24 protein-coding genes are annotated in these 25,099 nt (G+C 39.5%); 7 read left to right on the forward strand and 17 right to left on the reverse strand.

All coding sequences use genetic code 11. The annotated features are described in order from the left end of the window. Positions 1-40: 40 nt before the first annotated feature. Complete coding sequence (locus AC0KUU_RS14835; protein WP_043979929.1) at positions 41-319, forward strand: hypothetical protein; 279 nt, start codon at positions 41-43, stop codon at positions 317-319. Between the two features lie 36 nt (positions 320-355). Here AC0KUU_RS14835 and AC0KUU_RS14840 read toward each other — a convergent pair whose 3' ends face one another. The 5 genes from AC0KUU_RS14840 to AC0KUU_RS14860 form a co-directional block, all read right to left on the reverse strand. Continuing rightward, complete coding sequence (locus AC0KUU_RS14840; RefSeq protein ID WP_340597946.1) at positions 356-1,285, reverse strand: NAD(P)/FAD-dependent oxidoreductase; 930 nt, start codon at positions 1,283-1,285, stop codon at positions 356-358. 48 nt (positions 1,286-1,333) lie between these two features. Next, positions 1,334-1,978, reverse strand: coding sequence for a GTP cyclohydrolase I FolE (folE, locus tag AC0KUU_RS14845; RefSeq protein WP_025749591.1), 645 nt, complete (start codon positions 1,976-1,978; stop codon positions 1,334-1,336). A 57-nt stretch (positions 1,979-2,035) separates the two neighbouring features. Next, positions 2,036-4,567 (reverse strand): EAL domain-containing protein, encoded by a 2,532-nt coding sequence (locus tag AC0KUU_RS14850; RefSeq protein WP_340597948.1) that lies wholly within the window; start codon positions 4,565-4,567, stop codon positions 2,036-2,038. 280 nt (positions 4,568-4,847) lie between these two features. Continuing rightward, the gene (locus AC0KUU_RS14855; protein WP_165575479.1) at positions 4,848-5,108 is read right to left on the reverse strand and encodes a hypothetical protein; all 261 of its coding nucleotides are present in this window, start codon (positions 5,106-5,108) and stop codon (positions 4,848-4,850) included. Beyond that, positions 5,105-5,323, reverse strand: coding sequence for a hypothetical protein (locus AC0KUU_RS14860; RefSeq protein WP_098333728.1), 219 nt, complete (start codon positions 5,321-5,323; stop codon positions 5,105-5,107). The genes AC0KUU_RS14855 and AC0KUU_RS14860 overlap by 4 nt, the downstream gene beginning before the upstream one ends. Positions 5,324-5,570: 247 nt before the next feature. Here AC0KUU_RS14860 and AC0KUU_RS14865 point away from each other — a divergent pair, with 247 nt between their 5' ends. Together AC0KUU_RS14865 and AC0KUU_RS14870 are read left to right on the forward strand one after the other, a co-directional pair. Next, positions 5,571-6,086: a cupin domain-containing protein gene (locus tag AC0KUU_RS14865; RefSeq protein ID WP_043979940.1), complete on the forward strand. Its 516-nt coding sequence runs from the start codon at positions 5,571-5,573 to the stop codon at positions 6,084-6,086. Between the two features lie 154 nt (positions 6,087-6,240). Continuing rightward, on the forward strand, positions 6,241-7,233 hold the full coding sequence (locus tag AC0KUU_RS14870; RefSeq protein WP_340597952.1) for a DUF3231 family protein: 993 nt from the start codon (positions 6,241-6,243) through the stop codon (positions 7,231-7,233). A 148-nt stretch (positions 7,234-7,381) separates the two neighbouring features. Here the strand turns inward: AC0KUU_RS14870 and AC0KUU_RS14875 are convergent, their stop codons facing one another. The 8 genes from AC0KUU_RS14875 to AC0KUU_RS14910 all read right to left on the reverse strand — a co-directional run bounded on the left by AC0KUU_RS14875 (position 7,382) and on the right by AC0KUU_RS14910 (position 17,823). After that, positions 7,382-8,020: an SdpI family protein gene (locus AC0KUU_RS14875; RefSeq protein WP_098332140.1), complete on the reverse strand. Its 639-nt coding sequence runs from the start codon at positions 8,018-8,020 to the stop codon at positions 7,382-7,384. Further along, positions 8,021-8,284 (reverse strand): autorepressor SdpR family transcription factor, encoded by a 264-nt coding sequence (locus AC0KUU_RS14880; protein ID WP_013082079.1) that lies wholly within the window; start codon positions 8,282-8,284, stop codon positions 8,021-8,023. 105 nt (positions 8,285-8,389) lie between these two features. Next, on the reverse strand, positions 8,390-8,563 hold the full coding sequence (locus AC0KUU_RS14885; protein ID WP_097824148.1) for a Fe3+ hydroxamate ABC transporter substrate-binding protein: 174 nt from the start codon (positions 8,561-8,563) through the stop codon (positions 8,390-8,392). A gap of 211 nt (positions 8,564-8,774) precedes the next feature. Further along, positions 8,775-11,804 carry an efflux RND transporter permease subunit gene (locus tag AC0KUU_RS14890; protein WP_340597955.1) on the reverse strand — a complete coding sequence of 1,010 codons (3,030 nt, stop codon included), beginning with the start codon at positions 11,802-11,804 and terminating at the stop codon, positions 8,775-8,777. Positions 11,805-12,124: 320 nt separating this feature from the next. After that, positions 12,125-13,462 carry an MFS transporter gene (locus AC0KUU_RS14895; RefSeq protein ID WP_162213733.1) on the reverse strand — a complete coding sequence of 446 codons (1,338 nt, stop codon included), beginning with the start codon at positions 13,460-13,462 and terminating at the stop codon, positions 12,125-12,127. 130 nt (positions 13,463-13,592) lie between these two features. Continuing rightward, positions 13,593-14,999 (reverse strand): sodium:solute symporter family protein, encoded by a 1,407-nt coding sequence (locus AC0KUU_RS14900; RefSeq protein WP_340597957.1) that lies wholly within the window; start codon positions 14,997-14,999, stop codon positions 13,593-13,595. Positions 15,000-15,062: 63 nt separating this feature from the next. Next, positions 15,063-16,379 carry an aspartate aminotransferase family protein gene (locus AC0KUU_RS14905; RefSeq protein WP_340597959.1) on the reverse strand — a complete coding sequence of 439 codons (1,317 nt, stop codon included), beginning with the start codon at positions 16,377-16,379 and terminating at the stop codon, positions 15,063-15,065. A 73-nt stretch (positions 16,380-16,452) separates the two neighbouring features. After that, on the reverse strand, positions 16,453-17,823 hold the full coding sequence (locus AC0KUU_RS14910; protein ID WP_340597961.1) for a sigma-54 interaction domain-containing protein: 1,371 nt from the start codon (positions 17,821-17,823) through the stop codon (positions 16,453-16,455). 189 nt (positions 17,824-18,012) lie between these two features. Here AC0KUU_RS14910 and AC0KUU_RS14915 point away from each other — a divergent pair, with 189 nt between their 5' ends. From AC0KUU_RS14915 to AC0KUU_RS14930, 4 genes are all read left to right on the forward strand, one after another. Next, positions 18,013-18,807 carry a MurR/RpiR family transcriptional regulator gene (locus AC0KUU_RS14915; RefSeq protein WP_043979964.1) on the forward strand — a complete coding sequence of 265 codons (795 nt, stop codon included), beginning with the start codon at positions 18,013-18,015 and terminating at the stop codon, positions 18,805-18,807. A 22-nt stretch (positions 18,808-18,829) separates the two neighbouring features. Then, a complete protein-coding gene (locus tag AC0KUU_RS14920) occupies positions 18,830-19,657 on the forward strand; it encodes a GNAT family N-acetyltransferase (RefSeq protein WP_340597964.1) in 828 nt (275 codons plus the stop codon). After that, complete coding sequence (gene menC / locus AC0KUU_RS14925) at positions 19,654-20,763, forward strand: o-succinylbenzoate synthase (protein ID WP_097824153.1); 1,110 nt, start codon at positions 19,654-19,656, stop codon at positions 20,761-20,763. Before AC0KUU_RS14920 ends, menC begins: the two co-directional genes overlap by 4 nt. 431 nt (positions 20,764-21,194) lie before the next feature. Beyond that, positions 21,195-22,550, forward strand: coding sequence for an arsenic transporter (locus AC0KUU_RS14930; RefSeq protein WP_025749607.1), 1,356 nt, complete (start codon positions 21,195-21,197; stop codon positions 22,548-22,550). Positions 22,551-23,078: 528 nt separating this feature from the next. On the opposite strand, the gene AC0KUU_RS14935 is transcribed toward AC0KUU_RS14930, so the two are convergent. From AC0KUU_RS14935 to AC0KUU_RS14950, 4 genes are all read right to left on the reverse strand, one after another. Then, the gene (locus AC0KUU_RS14935) at positions 23,079-23,282 is read right to left on the reverse strand and encodes an IDEAL domain-containing protein (RefSeq protein WP_016766443.1); all 204 of its coding nucleotides are present in this window, start codon (positions 23,280-23,282) and stop codon (positions 23,079-23,081) included. 49 nt (positions 23,283-23,331) lie between these two features. Further along, positions 23,332-23,499: a Fur-regulated basic protein FbpA gene (locus AC0KUU_RS14940; protein WP_075421395.1), complete on the reverse strand. Its 168-nt coding sequence runs from the start codon at positions 23,497-23,499 to the stop codon at positions 23,332-23,334. 369 nt (positions 23,500-23,868) lie between these two features. Further along, a complete protein-coding gene (locus AC0KUU_RS14945; protein WP_340597968.1) occupies positions 23,869-24,711 on the reverse strand; it encodes an aldo/keto reductase in 843 nt (280 codons plus the stop codon). Positions 24,712-24,841: 130 nt separating this feature from the next. Further along, on the reverse strand, positions 24,842-25,066 hold the full coding sequence (locus tag AC0KUU_RS14950) for a hypothetical protein (RefSeq protein WP_340597970.1): 225 nt from the start codon (positions 25,064-25,066) through the stop codon (positions 24,842-24,844). Between the last annotated feature and the right edge of the window lie 33 nt (positions 25,067-25,099).

A 25,099-nucleotide genomic window follows, 5' to 3' on the forward strand; every position in this document is an offset into this window, starting at 1 on the left:
TTTTAGTTTGGTAAAATAAAACATATAAAGGAGGGATAGCGTGACTCAAAGTGCTAAAAAATTCGACTTATTTTCTAGAGGTTCTTTTCAAACCGCTGCTTTTCTGCTTCTTTTCTCGCCTCTTTTTACTCGTTTGTTTCAGCAGAACGTCTGGGCGTATATAATAGTCGCTTCTATCATGATTCTTTTTAATTTCATTACCGAGTGTATTCTAGTAAAAAGAATCAGCTCCGTGCCTAAAAACTACACTGCTTTTTTCCAAACGATTTGTCTGCCTGTGAATACACTTCTGCTATGTTTTTTCTACTACATTACGTAAAAAAGCATCTATCAATTTGATAGATGCTTTTTTATCTTATGACTTTTTCAAAAGGCTCGATACATGCTTGGCTACAATCGATCCTTGACCGGCTGAAGAGCTGATACTAGAAAACAAGGGATTCGTGCACGCGTCTCCAATTGCATAAATAGCTGGGTCGCTGCTTTGATGCACTTCATTGATGACGATGAGCCCGCTTTGTGTAGTGGTGACTTTTTCTTTAATAAGTTCAACATTGGGCGCTACGCCTAGTCTAATCAGTACTGCGTCTACTGATAGGTTCTTACATTCACTGTTTTTACTTTTTAAATCAATCGATGTGACGTGATGCTTTCCGTGGATAGCCGTCACTTCGGTATCTGTCATCACTTTAACACCGGGGTCGGAAAGCACTTTTTCAACGTATTGCTCTCTTGCTTTAAAATGCGTAGAACGATGAATCAGATATACTTCTTTTGCTTGTGATGCTAAAAGATGTGCTCCTTCAAAAGCTCGGTCTCCTCCGCCAATGAGAGCAACCCTTTTACCTGTTAGCCGTTCTCCGTCTGCTGAGGCAGAATATACTTCTCCTCGGTCCATCATTTGCTGCTCACCCGGCACTCCGAGCTTTCGCTGACTAGAACCCGTTGCTAAAATAAGATACGTATAGCCAATTTCTTTTTCTGTTTCTTGCTGCTTTACTTTTACTGTTTTAGAACATTCGTCAATGGAAATTACTTTTGTATTCGCTTCATATAAGCAGTCCATATCGATAAAATGCTGAACCATTTTACGCTGCATTTCAATTCCATTTTCCGCTTGTATTCCGGGATAATCAATAATTTCATTATAAATAGTAAACAGCTGTCCGCCTAACTGTGCCTGTTCTTCAAGAAGCAAGCACTCAACGCCTAGTCTTTTACACCACACGGCAGCAGAGATACCAGCGGGTCCTCCGCCAATAATCAGTACGTCAACATGTTGCATACAGCTCACCTCGCTTCTGCTTCTCAGCTTATATGGCTTTTTGTTTCTTTACATTTGTCGCTGTAAAAGAGATAAAAATTCTCCTCGAACCTCTGGTTTTTCCATAAATGTGCCTCGAACGGATGAAGTGGCTGTAGAAGCTGAAGACTTTTTAATTCCTCTTCCGCACATGCACATATGCTTCGCTTCAATAATCACCATAACCCCTTTCGGCTCTAACACTTCTTCGATTGCATCTGCAATTTCATTTGTTAGACGCTCTTGAACTTGAAATCTCTTTGCATATCCTTCTACCGTACGAGCGATTTTAGATAAACCTGTAATTTTTTTATCCGGTATATACCCAACGTGAGCAACGCCAAAGAACGGCGCAAAGTGATGTTCACACATTGAGTGAAATTCAATGTCTCGTATTAACACCAATTCATTGTGATTCACATCAAATGTCTTTTCCAAATGAGCTTTCGGATCTTCTCGGTAGCCTTCCGTGTATTCTAAAAATGCCTTTAACACGCGGTACGGCGTCTCTTCAAGACCGTCTCTTTCCGGGTTATCTCCGCATAAATCAATCAGTTCTTTCACCGCATTCATAAATGTGTCAGCTTGACCGATTTTTTTATCTATTTCAGTTGAATTCGTGCCTACTGTTTCTAAAAATTTTTGAGCAATTAAATTTTGTGTACTAAGTGCCATCTTTTTATTTCCTCTTCCCTTTTCTTAGTAAGTTTATTTTCAAATGATGGTTTTGCTTCAGCTATTTAAAAATGCTGCTTCAAAATCTTCTGCAGCAAGAGGCTTGCTAAATAAGTACCCCTGCATATGATCACAGCCATTTTTCATTAAAAATGCTTTTTGATATTCTTCTTCTACACCTTCTGCGATTACCTGCAGCTTTAAGCTTTGAGATAAGCTGATAATTGCCTGCGCAATTTCACTGTTGCTGTAATCTTCTTGAATATCTTGGATAAAAGACCGGTCGATTTTCAAACAATCGATTGGTAGTTTTTTCAAATAACTCAATGAAGAATATCCGGTTCCAAAATCATCGATAGAAATTGATATACCATATTTCTTTAACAGATGTAAAGCTTTAATCGTTTCTTCCGCGTTCATCAGCAATGTACTTTCCGTAATTTCCATTTCAAACCATGTAGGATCAAATCTATGGAGGGAAAGAAATTGCTGTATTTCCTTAACCAACACAATCGGATCCTGGAATTGCCGCGGAGAAAAGTTAACTGCTAGCGTCATTTTTTCGTTTCGGTCCTTGTTCCATTTACTGACTTGAGAACAAGCTTTCTTCATGACAACTTCCCATAGAGACTGAATCAAACCAGCTTCTTCTGCTATAGGGATAAATACTTCCGGAGAAACAAATCCAAGCTCTGCGTCATTCCAGCGAACTAATGCTTCTACGCCGGTGATTACATTGCGCTTTGCTTCTATTTTCGGCTGGTAGTAAACATCAATGTCACCTTTTTGAATCGCTTTTCGCAAGCGCGTTTCGATGTGAACTTTTTCAGCTTGTTTTTGATTTAATGAATCATGATAAATACTTACTTTACTGCCGCCTTGTCTTTTTGAAGCATACATGGCGACATCTGCATACGTAATAAGCGTGTCCAAATTCGTAGAGTGCTCCGGATAAAAGCTTAATCCGCTGCTGATACTGACGAAAACTTCATCACTGTCAATATAGCAGGGCTGTTGAACATACGCCATGATCTTCTCGGTAATACCTTCAACTTCTTCCGGTGTAAAATCGCTGAATAAAATAACAAACTCGTCTCCTCCTTGCCTTGTAAGAAAATTGTTAGCAGGAGGCAGACACTCTTTAATACGGTTGGCTATCAGCTGTATAAGCTGATCTCCTTTTGAATGCCCTAGCGTATCATTAATATCTTTAAACCGGTCTATATCCATAAATAACACGGCTACGTGACGAATGGACTTTTCCTTCGACTCAATTAAGCACCTGTTTAATTCTTCTTTAAAATATCTTCTGTTTGGCAATCCTGTCAAAAAGTCGTGGTACGCATGATACTCACTTTCTTCCTGACTTTTCTTTAAATCGTCTACATATGTTTTTAAAAAGTGAGAAAGGTGGTTGATGTTTGCTACGAGTCCTCCCAGCTCATCTTTTCTTCTTACATTCAGCACCTTGCCAAAATTGCCTTTGGCGATTTGATTTACGTGCTCCATAATATGTTTAATTGGCCGCGTAATGGATGTAGAGAAGACAAAGCTGATAATAAGGACAATAAAGATAAACGGAAGAGACAGCAGTAAATGTTTGATTAGTTCTTGCTGCAGTTCTTTTTCAATAAGTCCGTAGTCATACACTACGCCTATTACATAAGCTGGAGTGTTTTTTTCTTTAATCGGTACCAATGTCTTTAATACTTTTTTATGATTAATTTCAGCAAGATAGCTTTGTGATTTTCCCGTTTTTAAGACCTTTTGAATGGACGTTTTATCACGTTCAGTATTTCGATACGAGTATGTTCCGTACCAAATCGGCTGATCTTTTATTTTAATATATTTATTGCCGTTTAAGTATACGTTTTGATTTCTTTTCCCGAAATTTTTGGGGTTAAAAACGGTTAGTTCAAGAACGCCTTCCAGATTTTCTGTAAAGCGGTTCATCACGTTCGTAGGACCGAACCTTTTTTCAAAATCCAGTACGTGCCGATCACGGAAATAAGGATCAATAATATAATTAGTAGACCCGTCGTAATAATAGCCCCACTTGTCAATGTGATTAGGGTTGCTAGAGGCTACTTCAATGGGACCGCTCCAAAAGTGAGGTAGAGTCACTCCTTTTTTGGTAGTAATCGGCTGCTGAGAAAGCAACTGCTGAAAAGATGTATACCAATAGCCCCACTCTTTTGTAGACATATTGATTTCCTTAGGGTCAGAAGATTTTACGCCTATAATATCATCTCCTGCAGGAGCTAATAATGTAATGTGAGATATCATCAGTTTTTTAGCCAGTCGCTTTAACTGGTCATTGCTGACGTCATGGTAATCAGCAGGCAAAGAATCCTGAATCGCAATCGAGGCCGTTCTTAATTCCTGTGCCATTCGATTTTCCATATAAGAAGCACTATTTTTGGAGTTTTCGACTTCGTACGCAATTTCCTCTGTTACCAGCGTGATTTCTTTTTTGTTAAATTCTATTAATCTATTTTTTGATCGAATGTAGTGCAAGGTATTATTCGCTAGTAGAATACACAATACCAGCAAAGTAAAGAATACGGATAACTTTTTCTTTATCGACACTAGTGATGGCCTCCTGTTTAAAGAACTGCTCCGAAAGTTTTAAAACCTGTCTATATGCTCTAGCTTTACATCGGATACTATTCTTCAATTTCCACAAAAAAAGAATGAACTCATGCAAAAAACCAACCGTTTTGGTTGGCTCTATTCTTAACTAAATTATAAAACACAGCAAATAAATACTTTTATTTACATGGGTAGAACAAATTTGTATTACTATAATATTTTAACTTCTTTTTTCAAAATATCAATGCGTAAAATTTAACTTTCTTTATCTCTGCTGCTACTTCTTAAACTTCTTTAACATTCGGTGATACCAATAGATTCCGGCTCCCGTTAGTAAAATAATCGTTCCCCACTGATGGGGTAAAAACTTCAGCAGCCATATGGACATTATAATAGTCGCTACTGTTAAGTTACTCAGCCACTGTTCTCGGCTTAGCTTTTTCCTATTCACAATCACCGCCACATAGCCAATGGGTGGCGCAAAAAAACACAGCAGCATCAGAAATTTTTCTGAACGATGCCAAGGCTGTTTTTTCATTTCTTCTCACTTTTTCGATTTAAAATAAACTGATAGCCAAACGTCACAATAATCCCTGTCCAAAACATCGAGAGTGACGATACTAACTCAGCACCATTATAGGCATACATCAATGTATTCACAAACAGCAGGAGTAAAAGTATATAAAAACCTACCGACACAGCTTTATTCCAATTTTGATGCTCCTGCTTAGAGGCATCTTTAAACAACTTCATCAAAACTCTCCTTTTACATCTGATACATCATTTCTCCATTTAGGAATTCTATCTTTATGTTAGCATATTGGGTAGTTTTGGAAAATAGATAGAGGGAATTCTATTGAAAATCCACTAACAATAACAATAGAACTATAAAAAGATAATAGATGTAAATAAATAATTCTTTTTAACTATTATTTCGCACACAAAACGTCCATATTAGTATACAATAATCTCAAAATATGTTTTTAAAGGAGATAAAAGGATGACAGCAACTCATAATCAGCTAACAAACGCTTTTCACCGTATGCCACACGATGAAAATACATTTCATTTTCTTGATGAAAAAGTAACGCTTCTTGTAGCAGGTGAAGATACAAACGGAGCTTACGCCGTGGCGCATGTAGTGAAACCAGCAAACCAAGGTCCCCCGCTTCACCTTCACGAACATGAAGACGAAACGTTTTACGTAAAGCGCGGCTCAATGATTTTTTACATAGGAGAAGAAATAATTGAAGCAAAAGCGGGCGATTATGTTTTTGCTCCTAGAGGTATTCAGCACCGCTTTGTGACTGGACCAGAAGAAACAGAATTTATCCTTACTGCTTCTCCTGCAGGCTTTGATTCATTCGTTAAAGAACTCGGTACTTCCGTTCCCGCAAATGCTCCTCTGCCGCAAGTGGGACCACCTACTGAAGAAGAAATTATCGGTTTAGTTACCGTCTCTAAAAAATACGGCATTACCTATCCTGAAATTGAAAAAGCAATGAATAAAAAATAAACCAATATATAAAGATCTGCTCTTTACCGGGCAGATCTTTTTTCTATTTTGATTTCAATTTGGCCATGGAATAATTTAACACACCCTTGTCCACACTATACTTATCTGTTTTTTCATAGATACGTACCATTTTTATAGATAGGAGGAAAGCCAATTGAAAGCAGAAAGCAAGCGTTTGACTTCAACTGAAATAACGAGTCTATGCACGCAGTATCACCAGGATACGCTGGCGGTCTGTGTAGCGAAACACGTCCTTGCAACGGTAACGGATGCCGAGATTCGGTCGCTGTTTGCCTTTTCGCTAGAGTTATCAAAAAAGCATATTGAGCTGCTTACTGCCATTTTTCATGCTGAACATTTTCCGCTGCCGAAAGGATTTACAGATGAAGATGTGGACTTGCACGCACCTCCGCTTTTTACAGACTCTTTTTGGCTGAAGTATCTTCACGACATGACGATTCACGGCTTGTCAGGGTACGGTATTTCATTTAGCGTGTCAGTTCGCCGAGATCTTCGAGATTATTATCATCAGTGCAATTTAGATGCCATGGAAATCTACAATCGGTCGCTCGACCTGCTTTTAGCAAAAAATCTTTATGTGCCAGCTCCTTATTTTTTAACCCCGAAAAAGCAAGAGTCGATTACAGAGTTGACTTACGCTCTTGATTTTGTAGGGAAGCAGCGTCTTTTAAACGCAAATGAAGCTGGAAATATTTATTTTAATTTACGCAAAAGCATGGCAACCAAAGCGCTTTTAATTGCGTTTAAACAAGTGAGCAAACGAAAAGATGTACGGAAAGTAATGGAGGCAGGGCTTGATGTAGCACACAAGCATATTGAGCTTTATTCTTCCATTATGCACGAAGAAAACCTTCATACTCCTCCGCTTTTGGATAATGAAATCACAACGTCTACGCATGCGCCTTTTTCAGAAAAGCTGATGACGTTTCACGCAAGCGCAATGTTTAAAGTAGCCATTACCTATTACGCAACGGCAATGACTACCAGCATGAGGCTTGATATTGTCGGGCACTGTGAAGCATGTATTTTACGAGACTTAAAAGTAGCCGGGCGCTGCAGCGAAGTAATGATTAAAAACGGATGGATTGAAAAGCCGCCTGAAGCAAGCGATCGTAAGCAAATGTAAGTTTTTCCATAGCAGCTCTTGACCTGAAACGCGTTTCATACTTTATGCTGTATTTATTCTCATCAGCTGGCGTGACACGAACGATGGCGTTACGGCTGATATGTTATCCATAAAAAAATCCGGTATGTTCACCGGATTTTTTGTATGCTCACATATTCATTTCTTTTTTATAAGCCAGGTACGAATACAGATAAGGAACCGCCACGCACAGAACGATACTGCCCCACATGATAACTGACTTGTATCCATCAGGTAAAAAAGCGCTAATAAGAATTAGCAGTCCGCCGATAAAAAAGATCTTTCCAGATAAACGATGCGTCTTTTTCCATACGGTTTCATTGCTCAATGTCCACGGTGTACGAATCCCCATAAAATAGTTCGAGCGCACGCGCTGCAAGTAGTTTCCGATAATGATAAAAACGAGTCCAGCCATAATTGGAGCAATGTACGACATCGGCACGTTATAGCCCAGCCCCTGTAAAATAGTGCTCATATTTACAAAAAAGAATAATAGCAGTACGGCGTTTAACACGATGTTATATGTTTTTGAAAAGTACTTATAATTTTCTTTACGCGGGTCAATTCGCGGAACAAATGCGATGATAAAATAAATAAGTACCATGATTCCTACTGTTAAGATCATTGCATTTATCTTCGTTGCAAATCCGTCTGCTTCTCCATTTGCTCCCCAGTGAATGGGCATCGTAGCTGGAAGATGCGGCAGTGCAATCAGCCATGCAACCAGTGTTAAAAGGGTAATGCTTAAAGGAAATACGTGTTTTTTCATTTAACTCTCTCCTTTCTGAAAGCTGAAAAACCAGCCGATTAAATCTTGAAAAACGGTTGTATTTAACGAATAAATCACAAACTGCCCTCTTTTTTCATCTTGAACGAGGTCCGCTTGCTTCAAGATTTTTAAATGATTTGAGATGCTTGGTTTGGTCATATTAAAATACTCGGAAATTTCTCCTGCGGTTAAATCCCGCTCTTTCAGCAGCTCTAAAATCTTTCTGCGAGTGGGATCCGCTAAAGCTTTAAACGTTTCATTCAATTGAAGTTCATCTCCATCATATTTAAGTATTTAGATAATTATCTAAATATTAAACTACAAAATATAATATGTCAATATTTTGAAAAGAGAACATCTGCATTTGACTCATTTTTTTGTTTTTTCAAAGCAGTCCATGCATACAAACTGCGCTTCTTGATGTAGAAAAGCTTTAATTTCGGTCATGCCTCTTTTACTTGGGTACTTCATCCGCATCCATACTTCTTCATTCGGCTGAATTTCTTTTTGACAAACGGAACACTGCTCCTTTATTGCAAACATATTATCCCTCCATCTCTTTGTATAACTATACGTTTGACTAGCCAAAAGGTTTCATAAAAAAGAAGCTGGAATGTAACCAAATCAATTCTAGCTAGAAGCAACTAGAGACATGAAACCTACGTTCACCCTATCATCAATGAAAAAATCCGAACGATTCATCGTTCGGATCTTCCTTCAACTAATATACTTATGTCCTAGCCTCTTTTAAACATTATAGCGGAGTTACGTCTTCCTGCTGTTTTTGCTGTATTCTTTGCTTTTTCGATTTTCTGAAATGAAGCAGTTCATATACAACCGGAATGACTACAAGCGTAAGAAGAGTCGCAACGGCTAATCCTCCGATTACAACGACTGCAAGACTTTGAGAAACAAGGCTTCCGCTTTCGCTTTGTTTAAATAATAGCGGCAGCATCGCACAAATCGTAGCAGCGGACGTCATGACAATTGGACGCATACGCGTAGCGGCTGCTTCGACAATGGCATCGCGCATAATCATTTTCTTTTCATTTTGCTTCACTCGGTCTAATAGTACAATGGCGTTGGTTACAACAATACCAATCAGCATCAGTGCGCCTAATAAAGCCGTTACGTCTACTGGAATGCGGCTGATTAATAATCCTAAAACAGCACCAATCGCTGCAAGCGGAAGCGAAAATAAAATGGCAAACGGCGTGCGGATTGTTTTAAACGTGATCACCATAATTAAGAACACAATGCCAATCGACACAAGCATTGTAATGAACAAGTCAGAGAAATCTTCTCCTTGCTGAGTGCTTGCTCCTCCGATTACAACGTCAACATCTTTTGAAATCGACAGTCCTTTATTCTTACCGTCTCCAAAAATCGCTGTTTGAATGTCTTTATTAATCTCTGAAAGCTTTTCTGGATTGACATCCGTTGTTACTTGAATATACGGGTCTCCATTTTTATGAAACTGATTGGTCGGCTTTTCAGCTTGCGTTAGCGAAGCCACTTTTGAAACAGGTGACGGTCCTGTCTCTGTCATAATAGAAATATCTTTTAACTCTTTTGGTGATGTGGGATTTAGGACAGATTCAAGAAGTACGTTTGCTTGCTTGCCTTCTAAATCTATCGCTCCAATCGGCGTTTTGTTCAGCATAACACCAAGCTGCTGCGCTACTTGCTGCGTATTCGCTTTTGTTGGATCTACGTCTAAAGAGTAAATCGTTTTCTTTTCGTCTTGGTTCGTAGAAACTTTGTCTACTCCTTTTATATCGCTGATTTCTTTCTTAATGCTGCTTGCCGTCTTTTCTAACTTGTTCATGTCATTTCCAATTACATCAACGGTAATCGAAGTAGTAGACGCTCCCATTAGTGAAGCAGCACTTACGCTAAGATCCCCTCCGTCATAGAGTTTCTTTTGATTTTGAATTCGTTTCATTAGGGAATCCGTGTTTCCACTGTCTTTTACAGTAATCGTATACGTAGCTTCAGTAGGTGAACCAACGTCTCCCCACTTGGCTCCTTCGTCCGTATTACCAAGCTGCATGTATACTTCTTTTACTTCTTTTTGAGCTAAAATATAGCGTTCAAGCTGCAGTGATTTTTCTTCTACGGTTTTAATTGGCGTGTTATTTGGATAGCTTAACGTTGTGCCTACAAAGTCAGATGAAGAGTTATCAACCGCTCCTTTAGGCATCATCGTGTACGCGCCAATAGATCCCACAAATAAAAGCAGCGAAAGCAGCAGTACAACCCATTTATGATTAAGCGACCACGTAATGACTTTTGTAAAACGAACCGGCTGCTTGTGCTTGCGAATTTTTTCATTTTTTAATAATCCCGCACTCATTAACGGTACAACCGTAAGTGCCACAATTAATGAAGACAGCAGTGAATACGTCAGCGTTAGAGCAAACGGAAGCATAAAGTCCTGAAGCCCTCCGTTTACAAGGCCGATTGGTAAAAAGACAGCTACTGTTGTTAACGTAGAAGCGGTAATAGCAGAGCCTACTTCTTTTGTGGCATCAATAATTAAACCAAGCGAAAACTTTTCTTTTTGCATTTTCCGGAAGATGTTTTCAATGACAACGATGCTATCATCTACTAATCTCCCAATCGCTACGGCTACTCCTCCAAGCGTTAAAATATTAAGCGTGACGCCTGATTTAGACAGTAAGAACAGCGTAAAGCAAAGCGATAAAGGAATGGATACAATCGTGATAAACGTAGAGCGAACGCTGCGTAAAAACAGCATGATGACAATGGTCGCAAAAAGTGCGCCCAGCAACACTTCTTTCATCATGGAATGAACAGAGTTTTGCACGCTGTCCCCTGTTGCAAAAAATACAGAAGCGTCCACATTGTTATAGTCTTTGTTAATTTGCTGAGACAGTTTTTTTACTTCTTTTGTAATGCTAACGGCGTTTGAATGACTGTCTTTTGTCACAATAAGTAAAAGTGCATCTTTTCCGTTAATATGCGTTACGACGCCTTCAGGCTTTTTCACCTCTACTTTTGCAAGGTCGCCTAGCGTTACATTCCGTGCAACCGGCAGCTTTTTCACTTTGTCCAAGCTGTCGACTTTACCTGTTACATTGATGTTGCTCGACTTGTTATTAATGACTTTTTCTCCAACTGCAAGCGACGTGTTTTTTCCTTCTAACACGCTGATGACTTTATCAATGGTCACGTTCTTTTGTGACAATTTTTTATTATCAACTTTAATAGACACGTAGGAATCCGCTGTTCCATACGTTTGAACACTCGCAATGCCTTTAATGTCTTTATATTTAGGGATCAGTTTTTTCTCTGCAAGATCCAGATTGTCTCTTGTTAATCCTTCTTTAAATGTGAGTGAAATATCTGCGATGGGAATCATAGAGGTATTTAATTGAATAACATTAGGCTTTGATACGCTGGCTGGAAGCTGCACCGAAGACAGCGCTTCTTGGACGTTTGTTTTTGCTTCTTTCATATCCGTTTTGGATTCAAATGAAAGATCGATTTTGGAATAGCCGTCTCCCGTCGTCGAGTACACGTTGCTTTTTCCTTTAACACCGGCTACCGCTTCTTCAATCGGTGACGTAACTTGTTTTTCCATAGAATCCGCATCCGTTCCTTGCCCCATAACCACTACTGACACTTGAGGCTGATCAGCGGTCGGCAGGAATTCCATCGGAAGTGTAAAATAACTAATGACTCCTAAAGCTAAAATTAAAATAGACATAATGGTGATAGCCGCTTTATTTTTGAACGACCATTTGGTGAGCCAAGACATGAAATTTCCCCTTTCACTTTTTCGTACAAACTTAGCCAAACATTTCTAAAATATGCTAAATAACCACTAAATTATACCTAATGTTCCTTACCATTTAAAGACTTATTTTTGTAAAAAGTCCCATTATGTGAACGAGATTACTTATGGATAATATAAGCAGCTTCTTTACAGCACAAAAAAAAGACGCCGATACCCGGCGTCCCACATGTAGTAAGTGAAAGAAGAAGAAGAATATGCCTACGATTTCTCAGGCAATTCTATGACCTTATTTGGTTTCTTCCCGTTTTTTTATGAAATAAACATATTTAGCATAAATTCCCTCAACTAGCAGCTCGGCTATGCTTTGATTCCGTATCGTTTTGAATTTTTAAGGAAGTCAATAAAGCCACGATACTTCCTGCAAAGCCAAATAAAAACAAGTGATGAATGCCTGCCATGAAGCTTCCGCCTGAAGTGAGCAACGCACCCATAATCGTAACGCCGATGGCTGTTCCCATGTTTCTGCAAAACATAAAAAATGATGTTGAAATACCTCTTTCATGTCCTCCTACTAATTGCTGTACACCAATGACGCCAACCGTAGAAAGCAGTCCAAACGATAGTCCTTGGACAATCATGACGCAAAACACATAAAAGAAACCGTGACTTTCATTTAGCATAAGCAGCAGTGTTCCCGAACCAACCAGCAGCACATTCCCGATTAACAATAGCTTTCTATAGCCGTGTTTTAAAATCCATTTACCTGCTGGCACAGATACAGACATCCACCCGACCGCCGTTCCTAACAGCGCAACTCCGCTCATAAACAGCGACAGATGCGCTACTCGCTGTAAAAATAATGGAATGTAGCTTGACGTACCGAATAAAGCCACCGTTCCAATAAATGCATTGATATTAATCCATGACAGCGTTTTGTTTTGGAACATAGACAGGGGTACAATTGGTGAAGCGTGTTTTCGTTCATGGAGATAAAAAATCACTAATAAAATAAGTCCCGCGACTGTATACACAACTCGGTTCTGTTCCACTACCGTCACAAGCAGCAGTGACGTAACGCCCGTTCCAAACAATATGGCACCGATGTAATCGACTTTTGCTCTTTTCGGCTTATAGCTTTCTTGATATGGCATTAACGTCAGAAATGAAACAATACATACGGGTAAATTAATAAAGAAAATCCATCTCCACGTTAAATAATCCACAAAAAAAGCGCCTAAAAGCGGAGCTAATACAGCTGATAATCCCCACATCGTTGTAAACAGCGCCTGAATTTTCCCTCGTTTCTCGACGGGAAATAAGTCTCCGGCAATAATAGCGGGAAACGCCACCATAAATCCGGCTCCTATTCCTTGAACCGCACGGAAAAGAACCAGCTGAATCATCGTATTCGCCACGCCGCAAAGCATCGAACCAATTAAAAAAGCAATAATTCCAAACCCAAATACTTTTTTGCGGCCAAATAAATCCGATAATCTTCCCGCTACTGGAGATAAAATCGTACTTGCAATCATGTACGAAGCAAACGACCACGCGTACAAATCAAATCTTCCAAGCTCTTTTGCAATAACGGGCATCGTCGTATTCATAATCGTTGAATCAAGCGAAGCCACTAGCATTGCCAGCACAATACTAACCATTACAGACGTTCTGCTTTTCATGTAACAACCTCCTTATCCCTATAATCTGAGCGTCTAGTGTACTCCTCCTTGCCGTTTGTTGTCTATACTTATGCATACAAAAATCTAAAAAGCTTCTCACTTTACTATGAGAAGCTTTTTAACTGCTTATTCACATATCTTCTTGAACCTTTTCTTGATCAGACAGTTCTTTGTTTCGAGCCATAACCGCAAATCCAGCCATTATAATAATGCTGCTTGAAATTCCGTATAGGATTGGCGTGGTAGAAGAAAGTCCTTCAATCAATAGACCTCCAAGTACTACTAGTGTACTGACAACAATAGCTGAAACCCCTGCTTTTGGATGAATTTCTTTCCAAAACAGCGACACAACAAACGGAACAAAAATTGCTCCTGATAAAATGGCATACGCAACGTCTAAAGCGACAAGCACGTCTTGAATCCAAAGAGCAAAAATAATAGCAAGCACGCCAACAATAAGCGTATTTACGCGCGTTAAAATTAAATAATTTTTCTCTGAAATATTTTTAAGCCACACTTTTTTAATAATATCGTTACTAATCAGCGTAGAAGACGCAAGCAGCGTTCCTGAAGCAGTTGACATCAGCGCCGAACAAACGCCCGCTAATACGAGACCTAATAACCCTTGAGGCAGAATTTGAACTGCAAGCGTCGCAAATGTGCTTTGACTGCTTTCTGCGTTTGGCAGCAGCAAGTACGCACACATTCCAATTACGCTTCCCGCAATCGCGTAGGCAATGCTATACACACCTGCAAAAATGGAGCCGTTTCGGGCGATTTTTTCTGTTCGCGCCGTAAATACCCGCTGCCAAATATCTTGAGATACTGCCATACCAAGCGTATACAAGAGGAAATACTGAAAGATTTGACCGTATCCAATGGATGAAAAATCAAAATAAGATGATGGCAAATCTCCGGCAAGGGCTTTGAACCCTCCTGCTTCTGATACACTCATTGGAAGCATAAATCCAAAAATCGCCACTGTCATTACAACAAATTGAATAATATCAGTAACCGTTACGCTCCACATTCCGCCTAGAATCGTATAGAACAGAACAATCGAACCGCCAATTAACATCGAGGCCGTCATGTTCCATCCAAGCAGCGCATGAATGATCGTTCCCATTCCAATCACTTGAGTGACTGATACCATGAGTGTATAAATAGCGGCAACAACGGCGCTGATAATTTGCGCTTGAGCGTTATATCTTTTTCCTAGCAGTTCACTGATAGTTGTCACTTTCAACGACGAAATCCGCTTAATGAAAATCGTGCCAAGCGTAATGATTCCAAGTCCAATCATCGTCACAAACCAAATGCCAGACAGCCCGTGCTCATAGCCAAGCTGAGCCGTTCCAATCGTCGACGCTCCGCCTAAAATAACGGCTGACAAACACCCTAAATACATGAACATCCCTAAGTTTCGTCCGGCTAAAATAAAATCTTCTGATGACTTTGCTTTTAACGAGCCAATAATACCAGCTACAACCAATACGCCAAAATAGACAAACATAACCGTCATATCCAGTCCGTTCATAACAGATTCCTCCTTATTATGGGTCAATCTATTTTTCATTGAAACAAAGAGCTTCCTAAAGCTTTAGATCACGTGAAGACTTGTGATTTCTGTTAATGCTTCGTCTAATACCCGAAGCCCGGCATCAATTTCTTCTTTTGTAATCGTTAAAGGAGGAATCATTCGAATCACTTCTCCGCTATTTCCGCAAAGGTAAAACAGCACCCCTTTTTCCAAACATTTGTCTAGAATCTCAAGAAGAAGATTTCCGTCACCTTGCTTTGTTTTTGGATTAATAATTTCAATTCCAATCATTAGTCCTACTGAACGAATACTTCCGATAACTTCATGCTTCGCTTTCAAATGCTGAAGCTGATCCGCTGCATATTTCCCCATTGCTTTTGAGTTTTCAATCAGCTTTTCTTCTTTTAATACGTCCAGCGTCGCAAGTGCTGCTGAACAAGCAATAGGATTGCCTCCAAAAGTTGTTCCGTGTGTACCAATCGGCCACTTTTCCATTAGCTGTTTGGAAGCTACGGTCGCACTTAACGGAAGTCCTGATGCTATGCCTTTTGCGATTGCCATAATGTCAGGCGTCACGTCAAACGTTTGGGCTGCAAACCACTCGCCGGTCCGTCCAAAGCCGGTTTGCACTTCGTCAAAAATAAGCAGAATGCCGTGTCTGTCACACACTTCTCTTATTTTTTGCAGCCACGCTTTCGGAGGGATCACGTAGCCGCCTTCTCCAAGAACCGGCTCTACAATCATGCACGCTACTTCTTCCGGCGTGACTTGATGCTTAAACAAAGTGTCAAAATCTCTTTCCAGCTTTTCCACGCAGTAGATTTCCGGATCTTCTCCTTTCGGACACTGAGTCACATCTGCATAAGGCACTTGATACGTTAAGCCCGATGGCTGAAGAAATTTCCGGTATTTGCTTTTTGATGTTGTCACACTAAGCGCTCCGAGAGAACGGCCGTGAAAACAGCCCATAAACGAAACCTTATAAGGTCTTTGCGTAACGTACTTTGCCAGTTTTAATGCTCCTTCAATTGCTTCAGTTCCGCTGTTAGCAAAGAAAAAGCAGTCCAATCCTCTTGGCAATACTGTTTTTAATTCTTCGGCAAGCTGTAAAATAGATTCATACATAATCACACCTGACGGGCCGTGCATAAGATGGTCAACGCTTTCTTTAATCGCTTGTACAACTTTAGGGTGACGATGACCTGTATTCGCTGTTGCAATACCTGATGTAAAATCTAAATACGTTTTTCCGTCAGCTCCATAGTAGTAGCAGCCCTCTGCTTTTACCACCGGTAAATTAGGGTGATCTTTGGCCATGCTTGGTGCTAGTAAATCCGGTAGACTGTTCATTAACTGTGTAAGTGATGCCTGCGTCATCTAACTTCCTCCTCGCAATCTATCAAGTAATGTGTTTGTACTTGTTTCACATGCAAAGAGCGTGCCAAAGACGTTAAGAAACGGAATGTTTTTTTAATTTTCTAACAACTGAAGGCTGACTGATTCCAAGTGCTTCACCTATTTCTGTTGTCGTTTTATACTGTTTTTTTGCTTTTACTAATATCTCTTTTTCCAGCTCGTTTAACGCATCATTAAGCTTTATTTCCCCGTGTTCTTCAACGTGCTGAATCCGTTTCTTTCTGTGCAGAGAATGCGGCAAATGCTCCATTGTAATCAGCGTTTGTGAAGACACAACCACGGCGTGTTCAATCACATTGATTAACTCTCGTACGTTTCCTTTCCACTCATGTGCAAGCAGTGCGTGAATAACCGCATTATCAAACGTTCTTTTTCGGTTGTATTTCTTTTCAAACTGCTCGGCAAAATGTGTGAGCAGCGGAAAAATATCTTCAGGGCGCTCGTTCAAAGATGGAATGGTAATCGGTACGACGCTTAGACGAAAGTATAAATCTTCTCGAAACTCTTTTTCAGCAACGGCTTTTTCTAAATCTTTGTTCGTCGCTGCAATTAAGCGAAAGTCCACGGTTTTAGGCTTTCTTCCGCCAACGGAATAAAACTGTTTTTCTTGAATGAGCTTTAAAATTTTAACTTGATGCGCCGGTGACAGTTCTCCCACTTCATCTAGAAAAAGCGTACCTCCATCTGCTAATTCGACCAGTCCCACCTTTCCATTTTTAGATGCACCGGTAAAAGCACCCGCTTCGTAGCCAAACAGTTCAGCCTCAAATAAATGATCTGGAATCGCCCCGCAGTTCACTTCAATAAATGGCCCTTTGCTTCTTGTACTTTTGTTATGTATCAGCTTGGCTAAGTGCGTTTTTCCTACTCCTGACTGCCCTAAAAGTAAAATATTTACGTCTACATTCGAAACGTGAACAGCCGTACGAAGAACGTGCTGCATCTTTTCGCTGTTGCATACAATTCCTTCTGTTGATAGATTTTGGTTCCGCAGCAGCATAAGCTCGCTCTTTACGCGCTGCATTTCGCCTTCCATCGCATCAAGATATGTTTTCATTTCCATAAGCTCCGTCACATCATGAGAATAGCTGACGATTCTTTTAATCTCTCCTTTTTCATCTTTGACAGGAATGCCCGTAACGAGCACTTGCTTGCCTTGTTTAGTTGTTTGTACAAGCGTAATTTTCTTCTTTGTTTCAAGCACAATTGGCGTAACGATTGGCGTAAACAGCCCTTGTTTTTCAAGTTCATAAACAGACTTTCCCAGCAGTTTTTCGGCTTTTACATCGTAAATGTTTCCCGTTCCTTCATGTATTCGGACAATGATGCCTTTTTCATCGGTCACAAGCAAATCATCTTTTAATGAATGAAGGATCCACTGATTTTCATTCCACTCTGAATTCATGTATGCTCCCCTCTTTCTATTCATTTTTGAATAAAATACAATTCGTTTTTGAATAACGGCATTTATTTTTGAATAATCAATTTATTATATCACGAGGACTTCTTTTTATTTCGAAACAGCAATTGAAATGAAGTTAAAAATGCATTAATATATTTTTATGAAGTTATAACTTCTTTCATAGGAGGCTATATGAATCCATCATTTCAAGAATTAATTAAACATAAATTCCCTGACCTTTCCCGCGGTCAAAAAAAAGTGGCGGAGTTTCTCGTTAATTTTACGGAAAAAGGCTCGCTGTACACGGCCGGGCAAATTGGTAAAGAAGCAGGTGTCAGTGAAACAACCGTTATTCGTCTAGCTTACGCACTTGGGTTAAATGGTTTTTCTGATTTGCAGGAGCTAATGCGAAAAGAATGGCTTTCTTCTGCCGAATCAAAAGAAGCAGCTAGCAAGCCTGCAGCGGAAGAAAAGAAACCTTTTAGTGAATGGCTTTCCCCTATTGACGAAAAAGAATTATCTCAAGCTGTAGATGCGCTTATCAAAAGTGATCAAGTGTATATTGCAGGTTTCCGCGAATCTCATACGGCAGCCTACTGGCTGTATTATAAAATGAATCAGCTTCGCAATCATGTTCTTTTATCTTTTCCAACAGGATTTTTGCTTGAAACGCTATGCAATCTTACTAGTGAATCTGCTGTTGTTGTATTTTCACTGCCGCGGTATACAAAAGAAGCGCTTGAAGTAGCCCAGCAGGCTAAAAAACAAGGAGCGAAAGTAATTGCCATTACAGACCGCCGTCTGTCTCCGGTAGGTCAAATCGCTGATATCACGCTTTTAGCTGGAACAACCGAACATATTTTATCGCTTCTTGCCCTATCTCAAATTGTCATTAGCAGCATGCAAAAAAGAGATAAAAAAACGGCTGGAAAACGACAAGAACACTTGGAAAAACTCTATGCCGAGCAAGGCATCTTTTTAGAATAGATAATAGAAAGGAAGTAAACAAATGACTGAAGCCTTAACGATTCGTTCACTTACAACAACCACTGAACTAGAAGACGTACGTGCATTAGAAAGCCGCGTCTGGGGAGAAGAAGAAGCAACGCCCGTTCATCAAACCTTGACCGCTGTTAAAAACGGAGGTCTTGTTCTTGGTGCATTTCTAGATGAAAAGCTGATTGGCTTTCAATATAGTTTTCCCGGGTTTGACGGAACGTGTGTCTATTTATGTTCTCATATATTAGCAGTTGACCCTGCCTATCGCAGCATGGGTATCGGTGCCAAACTTAAGCATGTGCAGAGACAAGAAAGTAAAAAAAAGGGTTATTCATATATCAGCTGGACGTATGATCCTCTAGAAAGCGCCAACGGGTATTTAAATATTGGAAAGCTTGGAGCCGTTTGTTCTACCTATATTGAAAACTGCTACGGAGACATGAACGATCCGTTAAATGCTGACTTGCCTTCTGATCGATTCGTTGTGGAATGGGCATCCACAGAAGATACAAAACGAGCTCAGCCTCTTTATACGCCAGATCAAATAATGGACGCATCGCTCATTCAATGGACGTTAACGGATCAAGGGTTTCCTTCTGTTACAGATATTGATGAAAAATGGTTTGATCATGACATCGTGTCTGTAGCTATTCCATCTGCGTTTCAGCAAATGAAAGAAGTCTCTCCTTCTCTGGCATTAGACTGGCGTATGCGTACAAGACGCGTATTTCAAACGTGTTTTGCAAAAGGATTCCAAGTAACAAACTTCATGAAGTATCCAGAAAGCAGCGCACCCGTTCATTTTTATATTTTAACGAAAAAAGAGGTACAAAAATGAAGATAAAACACGTCATTTTACGGCATTTAAAAATGGATTTACTTCATCCGTTTACCACAAGCCTTGGGAAAGAAGTGGATCGAGACTTTATTTTAGTAGAAATTCAAGACGAAGACGGACGATCCGGCTGGGCTGAATCCGTAGCGTGCGCCGATCCTTTTTATAAAGAAGAAACGCTCAAAACAAACTGGCACATTATGGAGGATTTTTTAATTCCCTTACTTCAACAGAAAGAAATTAAGCATCCTGACGAAATATCTGAACGCTTTGCTCATATCCGAGGCAATTATATGGCAAAAGCGGCGTTAGAAGGCGCAGTTTGGGATTTGTATGCGCGCAGGCAAAACCTCTCTCTATCTAAAGCGTTAGGAGGCAGTAAAAGTCAAATTGAAGTTGGTCTTAGCGTTGGCATTCAGCCTACGATTGACGAAACGCTTCGCAAAATTGACGCCGGCTTGAATGAAGGATATAAGCGGATCAAAATTAAAATTAAGCCAAGCTGGGATCTTAACTTGACGCGCGCGGTTCGAAACGAGTTCCCTTCTATTCCGCTGATGGTTGATGCGAACTCTGCTTATACGCTTGCAGATGCTGACCACCTTGCTCAGCTTGATGAGTTTGATTTAATGATGATTGAACAGCCGTTGGCTCATGATGATTTAATTGATCACGCTGAACTGCAGATCCGCATGCGCACGCCCATTTGCTTAGATGAAAGCATTCATTCAGCTGAAGACGTTCGAAAAGCTATTAAACTTGGAAGCACACAAATTATTAACATTAAAATTGGACGAGTAGGCGGACTGACAGAAGCAAAAAAAATTCATGACCTTTGTCAAACTTACGGTGTGCCCGTATGGTGCGGCGGCATGCTGGAATCAGGTATTGGACGAGCACATAATATTGCCATTACCACACTTGCCAATTTTACGCTTCCCGGAGATACGGCCGCATCCTCTAAATACTGGCCGCGTGATATCGTTCATCCGGAAATCACGGTCGACAACGGTATTATTTCCGTGCCTGATACACCAGGCATCGGCTACGAACCTGATCACGATCAGATAAAAGCGCTAACTTTACACGAAAAAGTCTATACTTGCTAATCTTAAACAAGCTGGTACAAAAGTATGTTATTTGAAGGAAAATCCGAACGATGAATGGTTCGGATTTTTTTATTGATATGGTGAGCGTAGGTTTCATGTATATAGCGGCTTCTATCTGTACAAGACGAAGACTCCTGCGGGACAAGCAGAAAGCAAAGGCTGGCATGGAAATCAACAGCACTTTAAAAAGCAATGCCTATTAGCTCCTTTATCCAATTGATTTTTCTTTAGATTGGATAGATTTAGTTATGTCCCAGCCTCTTTTTCATAGGCGTCTCTCCTGATATGACACGTGCCTTGGCAAGATAAACAAACATATTAGCAAAAATGGTCTTATGCACAATCCTTCTAGTAATAAATGAATATAAATAGAGTGTAAGGGACATGCAAGGGTATATTCATTACAAATTTTAGAAGAAAGGAGCATACTGATGAATATTGAAATTGGAATTGCCATTTTCGTGTTTACAATGACAATGCTCGTCATTTTTTGGAGGCCAAACGGCATCAATGAAGCATGGCCGGCATCCATAGGAGCAGCCATTATCCTGCTTACAGGGATTGTATCCAAATCAGACATTGTTGATATTTTCGGAAAGATAAGCGGCGCTTCTATCACCATTATTGCCACCATTGTCATGGCCGTCATATTAGAAAGTTTCGGATTCTTCCACTGGGCAGCTGCACGTCTAGTGAGTTTATCCAAAGGCTCAGGGTACCGATTATATTGGTACATTCAACTGCTTTGCTTTTTAATGACTTTACTATTTAATAATGACGGCAGTATTTTAATTACCACTCCAATTTTAATTCTACTTTTGAAAAACCTTCAGCTAAAACCCCACCAGCAGATCCCCTACCTTTTAAGTGGAGCGCTTATTGCTACCGCTTCCAGCGCGCCTATAGGTGTAAGTAATATTGTCAATTTGATTGCCTTAAAAATTGTTCATATGTCGCTTTATATGCACACGGCGATGATGTTTGTACCGGCGACACTTGGTTTATTATTTATGTCCTGGCTCATGTATACGGTCGTAAAACGCCATTTGCCAAAAAAACTGCCGCATGCTTCAAAAGATATAGAAGAGAGTTTCTTTACGAAACAGTTTCACCCCTTAAAAGGAAGCATTTCTGTTGAAACAAAACGTAAACGCACACAATTTATGCTGAAAGTTTTATTATTTGTGTTTGTTATGCGCTGTCTCCTATTTGTCGCCTCTTATTTCGGCATACCAATCGAATTGGTTGCTGTACTAGGCTCACTGATCTTACTTATTTGGAGATGGTATCACTTACGTACAAACCCGATTGATATTTTAAAGAAAACGCCGTGGCACATTTTCGTTTTTGCATTTTCAATGTACGTTATTATTTACGGATTGCATAACGTAGGATTGACAGATCTACTTGTAAAAATTTGCGAACCAATTGTGAATCGAGGGCTTTTTGAAGCAAGCTTTATCATGGGAGGACTTGTTTCCATTCTCTCTAACTTGTTTAACAATCACCCTGCTTTAATGGTCGGAACCATTACCTTGACTGAAATGGGGCTCGATCCTATTACTCTTAAAACTATTTACCTTGCTAATATTATTGGAAGTGATATGGGCTCGCTTTTATTGCCGATTGGAACACTGGCTTCTCTTATTTGGATGCATATTTTAAAAGAAAATCATATCAAGGTAAAATGGAAAGATTATTTAAAAGTATCACTTATCGTTATCCCGCTTACCACCATCGTTACGCTTTTCCTCCTATTCTACTGGGTTCAGCTCATTTTTTCTTAATACTGATTTACAGGACGGATTGTACTCTTTTGAAGCTTACAGTCCGTCAGAAATAAACAAATGTCTCTCATAAAAACTCACTACGTTTTTTTATTGTTTTTTTATAGATACACATTCACCCAATAAAAACATTTTTTTACATTCACTAATTATTTAGAACAATTTAAAAAGAAAATCAATAAATATATTGAATCGAATTTCCTTCATGTGATAAGATATGGTTATATTGTTACTTTAACAATACATAGAGCGAATGAATTAGAAAATATGCAGTTGCATAGAACTTTCTAAACCCCACACGCAACATTTAGAGAGTGACATTCATTTTCTCAGTAACACCCATACCTTTCTGAAAAGAGTGAGTACATTAGACTTGCTCTTTTTGTCTGTTCAGTGATAAGGTTCATTTCTTATGTAGGGCCTTCGTTTACAATAAGACAACAAAAAAACAGGTAACTAAGCATGCCGCTTCTTACCTGTTTTTATATGCTAAAATGATAAAATCAAATTCTATCGCGCGAATGCCCTTTACGAAATTGATTTTAATTCTTCAATTAATTGAAAAAATTTTTCTTTGTTTCTTTCTTCTAATGTTTGATCGACTTCACGTAAAATTTGATCTCTTCTAAAATCTCGGATAGCCTTATTTAATACCATTTTAGCAAATATAGAATCGAGGATATCCATACGGATGGGCTGCGAGTCTGTCGGGTGCTTTTCGATATAAATCAACTCCTATCCTTTCCTCTATTATAACAAATTCTAGCAATGTATCAAAATTTCATGGGGATATGCGCTGTTGTGAAATAGCTTCGTATTCTGTTTCTAGCTCTTGAAGCGTAAGCTCATATAGCTGCTTGTTTCCTTTTTTATAAACCCCTGCATCCAGCAATAAATCAATCATTGATGTTTTTTTACATTGTATGTGAGAGTAAGCTTGTTTTGTCATCGTTACACCGCCTATTTTACACTTAAAAATGAAATGATTTCTCTAGCTTTCACGACCTTTCTTTATCATACGGCCCGTCCTTTAGCTTACTGTGAAGAAAATGTTAAATTTATGTAATAATGCATAAAAAGAGGCCGGGACATAACTAAATAAATCCAACCTAAAGACGAACAAATGAGATACATGAGCTGAACCACTTTTCCCGCAAAAGTCTTCTCCTTGCCCTTCAATCAACTGCTAGAAGGGACAAAACAGATGAAGCTGTAGTCACCATAACAAAAAAAACGAACCACTCATCAAACTAGTTGATCAATGGTTCGTTTTTCACTTGGGCTAAAATACTTTTCTCCCAGCCTGTTAGTTCTTCTATTAAAAATCAAAGTTGTCCGGATCTGGACCTACTCGGTGATTTTGGTTTAATTCATTAATTTTACTTACGTCTTCAGCATCCAATTCAAAATCAAATAACGATGAATTTTCAACAATACGATGTTCTTTTGTCGATTTTGGAATCGTTACAACTCCGTTTTGCAGATCCCATCGCAGAATAATTTGAGCAACTGATTTACCGTGTTTTTCAGCAATTCCTTTTAACACATCGTTATCTAGCAATTCTCCTTGCATAAGCGGAGACCATGCTTCTAGCTGAATATCATGCTTTTGACAAAAAGCATGCAGCTCTTTTTGCGTCAAACGAGGATGATACTCCACTTGGTTAATAACAGGCTTAACGTCTGTATCTTTCATTAAGTCTTCTAAATGATGAATTTGAAAATTACTTACGCCCACAGCTCTTACTTTTTCTTCTTTATAAAGCGTTTCTAATGCTTTCCACGCTGCTTTATACTTACCTTCTACCGGCCAGTGAATTAAGTATAGATCTAAATATTCTAAGCCAAGCTTTTGTAAGCTTGTTTCGTAAGCAGCCAGCGTCTCTTCATAGCCTAAATCTGTGTTCCAAACTTTTGATGTAACAAAAATATCTTCGCGTGAAAGACCTGCTTCTTTCAGACCTTGGCGAATTCCTTCTCCTACACCTTCTTCATTTCCATAAATAGCTGCCGTATCAATGCTGCGATAGCCTTTGACGATAGCTGTTTTCACCGCGTTTACTAATTCAGGCCCTTCTTCTACTTTAAAGACACCTAGTCCAAGCCAAGGCATTTTGACTCCGTTGTGAAGTGTTACTGTATCTTGCAAATGATTACTCATTATAAAAAACCCCCTGCTAATTTCTTTACATTTGTTATTATGAAACAGAAAAAAAGAAAAAGATAGAACCCACTTTAAAGTAAGTTAGGCACTTCAAAGTTCTAAGGTAACTTTTTAGTAACCTTCTATTTTACTTAAAAACCGCTAAAAGAGATTGAGACATCACGAAATAAATCCAATCTAACGATGAACAACTCGGATAAATAATCTGGACTGCTTTTTCCATCGCGGTTGATTTCCATGCAAGGCATCGCTTTCCGCGGGCGGGCGCTGAGCCTCCTCGTCGCTTGCGCTCCTGCGGGGTCTCACCCCTTCCGCTTTTCCCGCAGGAGTCTTCGCCTTGCCCTCCAATCAACCGCTAGAAGCACTTACCTACATGATGCCTACG

The sequence above is a fragment of the Priestia sp. ST2 genome (genome assembly GCF_055810735.1).